At 39.7% G+C, this 14,378-nt stretch carries 13 protein-coding genes; all 13 read right to left on the bottom strand.

Annotation, left to right across the window (positions count from 1 at the left end; genetic code table 11):
- Positions 1-211 precede the first annotated feature (211 nt).
- Entirely contained in the window at positions 212-640 is a 429-nt protein-coding gene (locus ACRWSG_RS19450; RefSeq protein ID WP_462167263.1) for a hypothetical protein, read from the bottom strand.
- Positions 641-732: 92 nt separating this feature from the next.
- Entirely contained in the window at positions 733-1,002 is a 270-nt protein-coding gene (locus tag ACRWSG_RS19445; RefSeq protein ID WP_462167262.1) for a hypothetical protein, read from the bottom strand.
- Between the two features lie 48 nt (positions 1,003-1,050).
- Entirely contained in the window at positions 1,051-1,935 is an 885-nt protein-coding gene (locus ACRWSG_RS19440; RefSeq protein ID WP_462167261.1) for a hypothetical protein, read from the bottom strand.
- 87 nt (positions 1,936-2,022) lie between these two features.
- Positions 2,023-3,255 carry a hypothetical protein gene (locus tag ACRWSG_RS19435; RefSeq protein ID WP_462167260.1) on the bottom strand — a complete coding sequence of 411 codons (1,233 nt, stop codon included), beginning with the start codon at positions 3,253-3,255 and terminating at the stop codon, positions 2,023-2,025.
- Positions 3,256-3,363: 108 nt separating this feature from the next.
- Positions 3,364-3,540, bottom strand: coding sequence for a hypothetical protein (locus tag ACRWSG_RS19430; protein WP_199529348.1), 177 nt, complete (start codon positions 3,538-3,540; stop codon positions 3,364-3,366).
- A 40-nt stretch (positions 3,541-3,580) separates the two neighbouring features.
- Positions 3,581-4,645 carry a hypothetical protein gene (locus tag ACRWSG_RS19425; protein ID WP_462167259.1) on the bottom strand — a complete coding sequence of 355 codons (1,065 nt, stop codon included), beginning with the start codon at positions 4,643-4,645 and terminating at the stop codon, positions 3,581-3,583.
- 92 nt (positions 4,646-4,737) lie between these two features.
- Entirely contained in the window at positions 4,738-5,115 is a 378-nt protein-coding gene (locus tag ACRWSG_RS19420) for a hypothetical protein (RefSeq protein ID WP_462167258.1), read from the bottom strand.
- Between the two features lie 14 nt (positions 5,116-5,129).
- Entirely contained in the window at positions 5,130-5,933 is an 804-nt protein-coding gene (locus tag ACRWSG_RS19415) for a hypothetical protein (RefSeq protein WP_462167257.1), read from the bottom strand.
- Between the two features lie 81 nt (positions 5,934-6,014).
- Complete coding sequence (locus tag ACRWSG_RS19410; protein ID WP_462167256.1) at positions 6,015-9,872, bottom strand: toxin VasX; 3,858 nt, start codon at positions 9,870-9,872, stop codon at positions 6,015-6,017.
- Positions 9,869-10,894, bottom strand: coding sequence for a DUF4150 domain-containing protein (locus ACRWSG_RS19405; protein ID WP_462167255.1), 1,026 nt, complete (start codon positions 10,892-10,894; stop codon positions 9,869-9,871). Before ACRWSG_RS19405 ends, ACRWSG_RS19410 begins: the two co-directional genes overlap by 4 nt.
- A complete protein-coding gene (locus ACRWSG_RS19400) occupies positions 10,882-11,790 on the bottom strand; it encodes a hypothetical protein (protein ID WP_199528963.1) in 909 nt (302 codons plus the stop codon). The genes ACRWSG_RS19405 and ACRWSG_RS19400 overlap by 13 nt, the downstream gene beginning before the upstream one ends.
- A complete protein-coding gene (locus ACRWSG_RS19395; RefSeq protein WP_462167254.1) occupies positions 11,780-12,811 on the bottom strand; it encodes a DUF2169 family type VI secretion system accessory protein in 1,032 nt (343 codons plus the stop codon). Before ACRWSG_RS19395 ends, ACRWSG_RS19400 begins: the two co-directional genes overlap by 11 nt.
- Complete coding sequence (locus ACRWSG_RS19390) at positions 12,801-14,375, bottom strand: hypothetical protein (RefSeq protein ID WP_462167253.1); 1,575 nt, start codon at positions 14,373-14,375, stop codon at positions 12,801-12,803. Before ACRWSG_RS19390 ends, ACRWSG_RS19395 begins: the two co-directional genes overlap by 11 nt.
- Positions 14,376-14,378 lie beyond the last annotated feature (3 nt).

Raw genomic sequence — 14,378 nt, 5'->3', positions numbered from 1 at the left:
TTTTTCTTATAATGCAGTAATGTAAAGCCTCTATTAGCAAAACCACTTTTAGGATTATGGGCTACCTTATAGTGAGCATTGAACTCTTCAAAAGGGAGTGTATCAAAATTTTTTGCATTCTTAGTCGGTACTTCAACCATACCCGTTTTACGGTTAAAAATTGTGGCTAGATTAAATTTGAAACGAAAAAAAGGCCAAATTAGCAAGCTAATTAATTTAAATCCCCCCAGCAACTTAAAAGAATGATAAAAAAATCAAATGCAAGTTCATATGCCCCTAAAGCAAGGGAAAATAAGGGTAGAATAAACATAAAAAAAACAAAGAATAAATGTAGCATCGCCCAAGTAAAGTTCGTCAAACCAATAATATTTGTAGCATTTGCAATTAAGGCCAACGTCAACTTATTTTTTCCTTTAGTTAAAATTGAGCGATCATAGTCTGTTTGACCATTAATATTCCCTTTATAATAACTCATCTGACTGCTATCAAAGCAATATCCAAATAAGTTCTCCCTAGGGTAAATAGCTTGCTCACTTTGATAACGGCAATACATAGAATCACGTTCATCTGTTGCGATTTCATTTCTAAATTTTGCAGCTTGTTTTCCGCGATAAGCGGTTTCTGCGTATTGCTCAAGCATATTCAACTTCCTTATTACCGAACTGTATTACTAACTATTTATTTACAGTTCGGTGCCACTCCTTTGCGTAAATACAAACCAAACTAGCTTCACTACCACACGACCTCTCTATTTACTTGGCAATCTACTGGATCTAAATAAGGTTTTAGCTCCTCAGGGAATCCGTGCTTTTCTGTTATGTCTTTATCAATTTTGAAGTAATGCTCTATCGATTGATATAAGTGAGTACCAAGCGGGATGGATGTATCCATAAAGGTCATGGCTGTGGCGTATGCCAGTGAATCCCAGTCACGGTTTGAACCACCTACATAAAATGTTGGCTTAGTGAAGCGATAATATTTAGGGTATTTTAACGGCACCATGAGTGATACAAATACACGTGAGCCACCACGGGCTGAGCCGACATTACGCTAATTTGCACCATAGCAAACAATGTCTTCATAAGGTAAATAAAACGGTTTTCTAAACAAGGTATGCGGGGTTTTTACAAGGCCAGTATGGCGATTAAAGTAAAAATTATCTCGGTGCGCTAATATGGCGCGGTGTTTTAAAATAAATAAACCCAAACTAAAGAGCGTCACATAGATTGACGCCATCACCCAAAAATATTTAAGTCCATTCCCAATTAACATTATGATATGAAAAAAGAAAACCATTAAAGCGAGACTCGTACAACCGAAACCAAGAATAGTAAATAAATTAGACCACCCTCCAAACCATGAAATAGCCAATTGCTTACCATCATTCTCTACCCAATGCCCCTCAAGTGTTGAGCCTCGATTAGGAGATTCAAGCTCTGCTGCATATTGATCAGTAAAACGCTTACTTTTAAAGGTACGAGTTTTGAAGCTGCAGCCATTAAGTGCTTCAGCTTTTTTTAATCGCGTTTCATAACTGTCTTGATGTAAATAGTCTCTTGGTAGTTGCTCTGTATAGGTTTGTCTATCATCAAAATATTTACTACTGTTCGCGGCTCTCCTTCTACTTTCTGCAGCTTTTTCAGGATTATCTCTTCTAAATTCTTCTAATCGCACCTCCGCTTTTTCATCTAAGGCCAACTGTTTAATGGTTTTATCTTTTGCTCTTGTTGGGTCTCTGCCAGGGTTTTCGGCGCACCACTGGTTAATTGCGTTAATACGATTTTCTCTTTTAATTTTTTCTCGTTCTTCATGAGTTAAACCGTCGTTTTGTTCAGCAATATAGCGCTCAAGCTCCTCATCACTAATAAGGTTATCAATTAAATCATCCAGCTTGCTTGATTTTACAGAGCCTTTATCATCGCTACTCATAGTCATTGCTCTCTACATTCCTTGTTTTTAACCATTCCATTTTAAATATCTCAGACCCTAAACACCCACTGCTACTTGTCTTAATAGACTTCGCTACCACACGGCTTCTCTATTTACTTGGCAATCTACTGGATCTAAATAAGGTTTTAGCTCCTCAGGGAATCCGTGTTTTTCTGTTATATCTTTATCAATTTTGAAGTAATGCTCTATCGATTGATATAAGTGAGTACCAAGCGGGATGGATGTATCCATAAAGGTCATGGCTGTGGCATATGCCAGTGAATCCCATTCACGATTTGAACCACCTACATAGAAAGTGGGCTTGGTGAAGCGATAATGTTTAGGGTATTTTAACGGCACCATGAGTGATACAAATACACGTGAGCCACCCCGGGCTGAACCGACATTACGCTCATTTGCACCATAGCAAACAATGTCTTCGTAAGGTAAGTAAAACGGTTTTCTAAACAAGGTATGCGGAGTTTTTACAAATACGGTATGGCGATTAAAGTAAAAATTATCTCGGTGCGCTAATATGGCTCGATGTTTCAGCATATAAAAACCGACTATAAACATAGGTGCATATATAGCAAATGGCACCCATCGATAGTCGCCCCACACAAAACCAATAACAACCAAATCAACGAAAAAAAACATAACCGCTGCGACCATTAGCAAGAAACTTAGAGCAGTAAATAAGTTAGACCACCCTCCAAACCATGAAATAGCCAACTGCTTACCATCGCTCTCTACCCAATGCCCCTCAAGTGTTGAGCCACTATCTGGGGATTCAAGCTCTGCTGCATATTGATCAGTAAAACGCTTACTTTTAAAGGTAAGAGTTTTGAAGCTGCAGCCATTAAGTGCTTCAGCTTTTTTTAATCGCGTTTCATAACTGTCTTGATGTAAATAGTCTCTTGGTAGCCTTTCTCTGTACTTGGTGGAATTGGCTTGATAAATCGAGTAATTTCTTTGCTTAGTTCTCTTTGCCTTTTCTATTTCTGGATCTTTTTCTTCTTTATTTCTTTGCTCTCTTCTTTCAGCACGGCCCTCATCGAGTGCTAATTGCCTAATGTTTTTGTCTTTTGCATAAATCGGTTTTTTTCTTGGGTTAAGTTTTTTCCATTCTTCAAGTTTCCTAATTCGTTCAGGCCTCTTTTTTTCATCTTCAGCAATAAACTTTGCTTTGAACTCGTCAAAACGCCTATCGACTTCTTCTGGGTTTGCACGCATCCAGTCTTCGCGCTCTTGATCTTTGCGCTTTATGTATTCTAGCGTTTCTTTTGTTATTTTTACGTGATCAAGCTGATTTTCACTAACAGGCATCGTTACATAAATTCCTTTTTAAACTTATTAGACATTAAACACCCACTGCTACTTGTCTTAATAAGGTTTTTGTTAATCGCTTCCAATAAGGCGCTGTATCAGGCTGATTTAAGCTTTCGTCGATTGGCCATTTTTCCCATGGCTTAGTGATTTCTTTGTTTGCCCAGCGTTTAAGGTGGCTAGTGAGCTATATTCAAACTTCTTAGGAGCGATACACTGGTTAAATTTTTGTGACACTTCGATTGCGCTGGCATTCATTTTTGCGAATCTATACGAAATAGACATTGATATCCTTATCTTTCAATGTTGCCCTAACAGTCAGTTTTTATAAATCAATCATTAAAAACGAAGTGAATTTTTGCCACGCTGTTTTGCCAAACTTAATCTCACTTTCTGGTTTTATATTTTCTGCGTATTTCCAAGGAAACTTAAAAATTTCAGGTGGCTTGAGCTTTTTGATTGGTTTACCCATCAGTAAATTATCTAGTTGCTCATCATCATTAAATTCTTTTAAAAGTTCATCATCTGCTTGGGTCATTTGCTTTAAAAATGATTTATCAACCCGATACCAAAAATATTTTGGACGACCATTCGCTTTATCAAACTCTGCGGTTGTTTTATCAAACTCTCGATAATATTCAAATTGTGGGATATCAGCTAATGGCTGAGTAACATCCATAAAATTTTGCAATAGCTCCCAATGTAAAAATGCAGAGCTAATTAAATTAGCACCTGTCCAAGCATAAAAAACGTCTTTTTTGAAATGTAATAGTGTAAATCCCCTATATGGAAAGCCGCTTTGAGGGTTGTTTTGGACTTTATAGTGAGCGTTAAACTCTTCAAAAGGAAATTTCAAAGAATGGCTTCCGCGATTATTATCCATCCAAACGAGACCTTTCGTACGCTCAAAGTTAACTCTTGAAGCTTTGACCTTTTTCCTTATTAACTTCAATATCGTTAAATTAAAAAATTTAGAGAATACCCACATTAAAAATATATAGCAAAGTGCAAGAGTGCCTTGTTTTTCATTACCTAAAAGATATAAAAATACTGGAATAAAAAAAAGACATAAGAGAATAGTTAAGTGAATACAAACCCAAATCAGTAATAATATATCAGACACTTTCCTACCAATTGTTGATAGGCTTAGAATGTTTGGCGTGCAACCAAGGACATTTCTATAGTGCTCTGCTTTACCAGATAAATTGTACTTAAACGCAGCGCTTTGATAACTATCATAACAATGCCCAAATACATTACCCCTGGGAAATAGCTCTTGTTTACTTTGATAGCGACAATACATTGAATCACGTTCACCTGTTGCGATTTCATTTCTAAATTTTGCAGCTTGTTTACCGCGATAAGCGCTTTCTGCGTATTGCTCAAGCATATTCAACTTCCTTATTACCGAACTGTATTACTAACTATTTATTTACAGTTCGGCACCACTCCTTTGCGTAAATACAAACCAAACTAGCTTCACTACCACACGGCTTCTCTATTTACTTGGCAATCGACTGGATCTAAATAAGGTTTTAACTCCTCAGGGAATCCATGTTTTTCGGTTATGTCTTTATCAATTTTGAAGTAATGCTCTATCGATTGATATAAGTGAGTACCAAGTGGGATGGATGTATCCATAAAGGTCATGGCTGTGGCGTATGCCAGTGAATCCCATTCACGATTTGAACCACCTACATAAAAAGTGGGCTTAGTGAAGCGATAATGTTTAGGGTATTTTAACGGCACCATGAGTGATACAAATACACGTGAGCCACCACGGGCTGAACCGACATTACGTTGATTTGCGCCATAGCAAACAATGTCTTCGTAAGGTAAATAAAACGGTTTTCTAAACAAGGTATGCGGAGTTTTTACAATACTGTATGGCGATTAAAGTAAAAATTATCTCGGTGCGCTAATATGGCTCGATGTTTCAGCATATAAAAACCGACGATAAACATAGGTGCATATATAGCAAATGGCACCCATCGATAGTCGCCCCATACAAAACCAATAACAACCAAATCAACGAAAAAAAACATAACTGCAGCGACCATTAACAGGAAACTTAGAGCAGTAAATAAATTTGACCAGCCTCCAAACCATGAAATAGCCAACTGCTTACCATCATTCTCTACCCAATGTCCCTCAAGTGTTGAGCCACGATTAGGAGATTCAAGCTCTGCTGCATATTGATCAGTAAAACGCTTACTTTTAAAGGTACGAGTTTTAAAGCTGCAGCCATTGAGTGCTTCTGCTTTTTTTAATCGCGTTTCATAACTGTCTTGATGTAAATAGTCTCTTGGCAGTTGCTCGTTATAGGTTTGTCTATCCTTACGGTATTTACTTCTGTTCTCGGCTCTCCTTCTATTTTCTGCAGCTTTTTCGGGGTTATCTCTTCTAAATTCTTCTAATCGCACCTCAGCTTCTTCATCTAAGGCGAGCTGTTTGATAGTTTTATCTTTTGCTCTTGTTGGGTCTCTGCCAGGGTTTTCGGCGCACCACTGGTTAATTGCGTTAATACGGTTTTCTCTTTTAATTTTTTCTCGTTCTTCATTAGATAAGCCGTCGTTTTGTTCAGCAATATAGCGCTCAAGCTCCTCATCACTAATAAGATTATCAATTAAATCATCCAATGCGTTTGATTTTAATGAGTTTTTATCATCACTACTCATTGTTACTCCTTTATTTGCTGCACTTCTTATGTGTTTTTTACAACTCAATTTATTAAAGCTTAGATTTTTATAATTTAGCTTTTATAAATGAATAATGGCTTTGCTAGTTTCTTTGCCAATGCGATGGCTGAACTTACAATCATCCCCCCAAGAGAAGAACCCTGGCTTTTCACCTTCTTTGTAATATTCGATTGGTAAACCATAAATACTATTAAAGCCTTGAATAGTAGATTGTCCTCTACCATCAGGATAAACAGTGGCTTCTAATTTAAGCTCTATTTGATCGCCAGGTTTTAAACCAAGCTCTGCTAACAAAATGTGATTATTTATTTCGGCCTGCCAACCCGTTCGAGCAGGTTGCAACGCCCACATACTTTTAAGGAAAATAACCGAATCTAATGGAATTTCAGTAAAGTGCTTATACTTGCTGTATCTTGCTAGCCTTGTGTCATAATCAGTTAGTAATGATGCAGCGTAATAATTTAGCATCCCCTTATCAGGAGGAAGCATTCGCCAACTAACTTTTGTGTCAACACCTTCTTTTACTGCAGCTACGGGAGCCGTTAAGCCCATTGAGACTGTTTTAGCGTGTTCATTTGCAATGACTTTTGTATAAGGCTTGTAAAGTACGTTGTATACATCAAGAAGTGCTAAATCAGGGCGATTTCGCCATTGTTCTGCTCGCACACTTGTTGAACCATCATTAATAAAAGCTGCCTTACCCCACGGGCAGGCATGCAACCAAGCTTCAACCTCTGACTCACTGAAATAATAAATAAGCCCTGCTGCAATAAGAATGATCACTAAGCCTGCTATACCAAAAACGGCAATTAAGGCAGATGCCCCTTTAGTGACAATAGCAATGCCCGAGGCTGCGGTCATACTTAAAAAACCTAACGCCATAATAGAGTTAGCCGTAGCTAGACCTACATTACCCTTGTTATATTCATTAACAGCATCTCTTACAGCCACATAGGTACTAATCGCACCTGCAAGCAATGTCGCTGCATTGGCGGCGTAAAACAATATTACTTTCGCGGTAATTACACTGACTCTTCCTCTGAGTATTTTTTTAGTAAACTCACTAGCTGGCACTTTGTTTTTGGAGAAAAGTTTTAACTGCTCAGAGCTTGGCATACCATAACGACGCTCAACAAGGTCTTTACCTATATTCACCATCACATCAAGTAAATCTAATACTGCCGATGCTTTATCCATGGCACTAATGCCATCACCCGTTATTACGGTATAAAAGTTAATAACATATAAGCCAGAAACAAACGGCAATACACCAATACTGGCTGAGCCTACTTTACCCTGTTGCTGTTTACCAAATGCTGTTTGTGCGTATTTTTTGAGAGACTTATTATGATCTTTATAACCAGCTAAATCCCAATCAGTTTTAAGTAGTTTATTTTCAACATCATCTAAAGCACCTTCTAATTTTTTCTCTGCTTCTTCTAAAGCTGTTAGCTTACTTCTATCAAGCGCCACCATTTTTTTTATTACTTTTTTTCTGGCGCTGTTTGCTTGGTAATATTGCTTAGTAACCATAGCCTCAAGTTCATTTAAAGCGCCATCTAAACTGGTAATAAGGTCTAACCGAGCGGGTATGGTTACTTTATCGTTAACTTTAAGTTTAACGATTGGGCGCGTTCCACCATTACCAGGGTAACTGCCTTGGCTTAATGCTTCATCTATGCCTTCGGTTATTTTATTAAACTCTAAAATGCGTTGCTCAGCTCGCTTTGCACGGCTGTCAAAATTAAGCGGCACAACTGAATCGGGCAAGTTGCCTTGATAATAGTCGTTTACATCAATATCTATCTCAACAAGCAAGTCGTCTGAGATCATATGCGCTAAATGCATTATTTTTTGATACGGGTTGTACGACATCGCAACTGACTTAATACGTGCCTCACTATTAAGCATGTCTAGCCCAACACTTTTCAGGGTTGATAAATGCGCGCGGGTAACACTACTTTTTGTTTTTGCTTGTTTTAGCAATGTTTTGTAATGTTCTAATTCTTTATTTTTTTGTTTTAGTTGCCTGTTTAATTGCTCGGTGATGTCATCGCCATCAACCCCTTGATTACGCGCTTCTTGAATTAGCTCATTACGTGATTTTTCAGAACTTTTAATTTCATTTTGTTTATTTTCTATCTGTACTTCTAAATTCTTTATTTGCCGCTGAACCTTATTACTTTCTTGCTGTAAGCTCGATTGCTTTTGCATGCGAGCAGTAAACACATCTTTAATAGTTCCGCTACCTTGAGACATTGAATATGTAGCAGAGGGGACTTCCATAATAATATTAAAAAAGCCCCATACAGCTTGACTGCTTCGCCTAAATACTTGCGTTAAATCACCTTCAATATAGCCATCTAGCCCATCGTCGTTGCTCTCAAGGGCATAAAACTCATCCATATCAAAATCGATATTTTTAGGGTCGTCAGGGTCTCTAAAATTTAAGTAGTCGGTTAAGCCTGGGTTACTGCACTTTTCGTCAGGAAAAAGTAACTTGTGTAATTTTAATAAGTTTTCACGATTACTAGTATCTTCAGGGTGGGTACCTAACACTTTTAAAATGATATGCTGGCCTAAGTCATTACTGTCTATTTGCTTAAGCTTTTGTGCGTCTTTTTCATACACTACACTTGAACGAAGCAAGTCTGCCGTTAAATCTTTAAGTGGGGCTAATACATCGCACATTAGTTGATACATATCGAGCCTTCGATTGCCCGTGTGATATGCATAATCCCTTGTACATTGATAAAAACTAGAGGCGCTATCTTCGTCCTCTATTATATCTTTTACATTGGCTCTTAATTCATTGATATATTCGCCTAACTCGAACACTTTTGCTGTAGCTAAAAATTTTCTGAAAGCAGTTTTATCAAATTTGTTATCTACCCATTTTTTATAATCAGCAGCGATATCTTGCTCTTGTTCAGAAACACTGTCTTCACCAAAAGTTGCTAACTTATCTGAAACAGACTGTGGAAAAGCAAAAAAGGTTTGTTGAACAAACGATGCTAATTCAAGCTGCCCCCTTTGTTCTTTTGTGAGTTCAGCTACACTCGTCACCATTTGTCCATTTGCAACTTGTTCTATTGGCAGTGAACTAATAACTGAACGCGTTAATGTAATATCCGCTGCAGCTTGGCGAACTTTGCCTATCTGGTCAGGAATAACTGGACAATACACACCCGCTTGATTAACAACATCAAGCACAACATGCTTAGGTAGCTTGGCGCTATTATAACCTTGTTCAAAATCGCCGAGTTTATCTAATGTGAAAAGCCTATCACCTCGTAATATTTGCGCATCACTATTATTATCACCGGGTTTTACTGGCTCGCCATAATTTAATCTTGGATCTTCAGGGTTAAGGCCACCAAAAAGCTCTATTTGCTTCCAAGACCATTGCACTTCTGAATAAGCTACTTGGACCTCACAGGTTTGGCCATTAAGTTTATAAGGCACAATAACTGTTTTGAGTTCTTCGCCCGTTGCATCTCTGTAACCTTTATTTTGCTTCCACGTCATGATGCCTTTTTGCCACGCAAGATTAACATCATTAAAACGTGTCACGTTTTGCTCAGTTGTAACCTTGAGTTCACGCCATAAATGACCATCAACAAAAATGTATAAGTAACCATCTCTAAGATTCGTTTTATGATTATCTATTTCATCAGCAGGATGTGCATACCTAATGGGGAATATATGAACCAGTTCAATATCAGCTGTATTATCACTTTCTTCTTTTGCATCCACTTTATACAAAGGAATTTTGTAAAAACCTTTTTGACTTCTATCAACTGACTCATCTTTAACCATCAGTGATACATTTTTCGTACCATCTGATTGGCGTTCAAAAATAAGTTCTCTGTGGGCATTTTTTATATTGATTTTGTCTGCGACACTTAAATCACTCATTGGATATTTACCCCATCTTCGTCTAGCTTTTCTGCTCCAGATAATTTAACTATGATCTTCTTCCCTGCATTTTCAGCTTGCAAACTATCCCTAACTTGTACTCTTAGCCCCCTTGGTGCAGGGCCGCCAGACTGCATAAGAGGCATGGGTGGGGTATTTTTATTATTTGATATCATCGGGTCGCCTTGGCGAGCCGCTGGTTTTCCTTCAATCATTACGTTAAATGACCCCATGATAAATTCGGCTTTACCGTCGTTCGTTCCGCTAACAATTCCTTTTTTATTACCTGGAGAGTCACCCGAGCTTTGAGAAAAGTAACTTTTTACATTAGCAGCTCCTTGACCATTCACTTTGACTGAACTTGCAACAGAGGTAACATCACTTGATTGGGCTTTATTGCCGTAGGGAATAGGCACAACGCTGGTGCCAATTGTGGTTAAACACACATCGATTGTTGTTAACTTACCACCGCTATCTTGATGCACAGCGGTACGGTCATTAATAAGTACATTTTGCCCTGAGACTGTTGCGGTTTGCGGTGCCTCTGATTCTGTATCTTTAACTAATTGCTGCTCTGTACCTGCTTGCCAACCTAAATGATTCGACACTAAATCTAAAAAGGCACGAGGGTTATCGATTGGTTTGTTAACGTCCATATTAGTCTGCGGTTCGTTCCACGGCAAAATTGGCTGGTTTTTCTCGTTATCCCATTGTGGTGGCGGAATAATGTAATCAGGAATAAACCGATTAACCAGTTCACCAAGTGTATGCTCTCGGTACTTAGGTCTGGCAATTTCATCTAAAAAAGCAGATTCGCCTTCAGAGCGGTCTGAAAAAATGGCAATACCATTGGCTTTGCCGAGTGCACCGTTGCTGCGTGCACTATTGGTTAGACCAAGTAATGTCGGGTTATTATGGCGCCATGTAACACTGCCGCCGCTTCGTACGTCAGCAGTGAGTGCGTCTATGTCGTATTGTACGCTGCCTGATTCTTTGCCAGCCATGGCATTTATATATGACATTCGCTTTCACTCCTTGAAATCTTAAATAGCTGTTCATTTGGCTGATTGAACACCACAAAAACGTGTTCAGTGTCAGCCATCAGCGGGTTATGCAAATAGCTTCCAGCTAATGCAAATGCAGCAGATTGGTTTGCCACACCTTGATAACCTAGTACGGTATTTAGTTCGGCAAACTCTATTAGTTCGTCATCATTTTTATAGTGCTTTTGGGTATAACTAAACCACTGTTTTTGCCATTCATACGACTGCATGCCAGCAAAAATAAAGGAGTCACTAACCTGTATGTTTGCGCTTTTAAGCTGAGTAGGCATTGACTCATCAAAAGTCGTGGCTTTTAAACAACCGTGTCTGTGTACCAACAATGCATAGCCACCTTCGCCATTAATTACGCCGCTAGGGCCATTTACAACTTGTACTGTGTGTTGTTTGGCTTGCTCAGACACGTATTCAAAATCATTACACGAATCAACGGCAACTACGAGGGTATCGAGGTCGGTTGCTTCGAGCTGCCAATCGCTTACCTGTTCAAAGGCAGGTGTTTGCTCAGGCATTGCGTCAGTCAATAATTCACTTAATGTGTCATCATCAATCAGCGGCTCGCCATTACTGTCGTGCGGTAATATAAACTGAACTTTATTGACCCTAAATGAACAACAAAGTTTTTTTAACTCAATATTTTCAATAATATGAGACAAAATTAGCAAGCAACGAGTTTGCCTATCAAACCCAGCAAGCTCAGTCAGTTCTACAAATACATAAGGGGCATCTAAACTAATATCGCAGCGGATCAGCGCTTTGCTTGGCTTTGAATATAACATTTGGTTTGCCACTGAAGTATAAAAGCTTTCGGTATAGCACCCCGCGGCATTAACATGATAAAGAGTATCAAACTGCATCTTTACCTCCTTGCTCAGCAACGATTATATTGCTGCTACTTGCTACGTTATCGCTGTTGATATGCCCGCGCCATAACAGCGAAAAGCACTGTGCGTCCGAATCAATCACTAAGGTATCGCAGTGCATGTCGATATCATGCCTCGTTAACGTATTAGCCACTTGCACTATTGGCTTAAGCACAGGAAGCTCTACAGTTTGTTGCTGACCATATTCTTGTAATGGATATAATCCGCTTAACGAAAACGCCCAGCCTTTTGTAAACACTTGCTTTGTTTGTTGATCTGCTGGGGCTGTGTTGTAAAAGTTGCTAGCCAATGACGTTTTGAACGAGTACTTACCAGCCATAAGCGCTTGTTCGTCAATCTCTGCCATTAACTCTATACGCGGTGACCAATGACTCGGAATTGCCGAAAAGCCAGCAACGCTTACTTGATGGCTTGGTTTTCTTAATACCTCGTTGGCATACTCTATCGCAGGTAAAAGCTGCCCTACTGCGTGCTTGTTTTTCAGTTTAAAGCCAACACCTATAGGATTTTCGAGGCTGTAATCACTTTGATCATGATGTGCTTTACCCCCAAACGCACGGCTATAGCAAACAGCTGTTGGCGTAATTGGGCTAGGATCTGTTGCGACAGGGCCAAGCAGTGAACGGCGCCATTTACGTTCGCCAGTAAGGCGTAACCGCTTTTTAATTATTGGTGTGTCGTTTGCAACTAAACCTAGCTCAACCTCAATAACACGCGCAGTTTTGCCCTTTGGCGGGTACGCAGTAAAGTTGCCATACACTTCGAAACCTTGCTTAAATGCCACTTGTTCATTCACTGCCACCAGCGGCTCGCTAGTCGGATCACCGCTATATTCGTCGGCCATGACGATTTCAACACACGGTTCCATTAAGCTAGTATTGCCTTTTTCATCAAACTCAAAGCTCTGTTTTACCAAAACAACATGAGACGCAGTGCCATCTGCTTGCCAACCTTCAAACACGCTTGCTTGCCAAGGAGTAAAGTTATGCAGCATGTTGTGCTCCTGCTATTAACTTTTGCCACTGAACTGCTGTTTGCTGAGTATGATAAAGACCACAGGCCAGTGTTAATTCAAACTGAGGGGCAAATACTCGCTGTACAATCTCGCCTGCCAATTCTGCTAAGCCTTGCTCTGGCTGCGCTTTTGTAAAACTCACGCCTTTTAAAACACACTCTCCTTTGCTTAAAGCCAGTGCTTGCCTAACATGCTCTGCATCATGCAAGTTTATACCGGCTTGCACATGATGCTGATTTTGCGCACTTACCAGTGTTAAGGCTTCAGCCTTTGCAAGTGGTCTATCTGTTAACGTTAGCCAAGCCTGATAAGCTGCTTGCTGTGTTTGCGCAACGCCCATAAGCTCTATCACCAATACCAGTGCTGATTTATACACAAAGTGGCTTAATACGGTTTGGCAAAATTCTGGGTGCGCTTTACAAAATAAAGCGCACGGCTCATGCCAGCGACTATCGTCAACCAGCCCCGCTAATTGTAATAACTGCGCTTTTTGTGAAGGCTCACTGCTACTCGAAAACACTTTAAACAACTTATCACTAAGGCTGTTATCGCCTTGGCAATAGCAATTGACTAAAGCGGCATACACCAAAGTAAAATCAGCATGAGCGAGGGCTTGTTGTAACTCGGCATCATTTAAAGGCTGCGAAAACAAAATAGTTTTAAGCTGCTGCGGTAATGACTCTTTACCCTCTAGCACTGTGGCTCTGAGTGCTTTTTGTTCTGGGATAGTCCAATACCTAAGTTGCTGCGATAACAAAGTATAAACAGGCAGAGCTTGCTGCTTTTTAAGCGCTAAAAAATAATCACTGTTGTCTTGTTCTGGTGCAGCCATTAAACGTGTTGCACAAAGGGCAAAAATGGCGTGCTGGTCGCTCGCTAACGCGATCTCACAAAAATCATCACAACTAAGTTCAGCAAGGTCATTAAAGCTGTTCCCATTGAAGTAGTCGCACGGTGACTGCTGCTTAAGCGATGCCAGCACATAAAGATGATTAAGCACTTGATGCTCTAACACTTTTTGCCTTGCAAGACTATACGCCCCTGACGCAAGGAGCTTTTCACGGTGCGCCATTAAGGTAGTTACACGCTGTTGATGCTGTTTTAACTTAGAAACCGCTGCAAACATATTAATTAAGCCTAATGGACAACCTGCCAAAGTAAGGTCTTGTTGGCTATTTGCAGTAATATCTTCGCCTTCAAGCACGATAGTGCCATCGGCAAATACTTCGATGCTGCCCTTGGCGGTTTGCAAGCTAACGCTTTGCTCTGCGGCAATAATAATATGCCCTGCTTCGTTGCTAATGTGAGCCGCCGGAGATTGTTCAGGTGCGGCTAAAAGTGCCGTTACAATCACACCTTGCTCACTGTGTAGCACCACAACTTGGCTACCTATTTTGCAACACGATACATGGGCAGCTTGTAAAGCAACATCGTAACGAATGTGATTAATAACCACGCTCAAAGCTTTACCCTGAGGTGACACTTCACTGACCTCTGCGAGGCTTTGTTGCTGATCAAATAACTGAGTTACTGTGGCTGTCATTTT

The organism is Pseudoalteromonas sp. GB43, from assembly GCF_054923805.1.
Note: the sequence above shows the minus strand (reverse complement) of the source record. Positions and strands in the feature narration are given on the sequence as shown.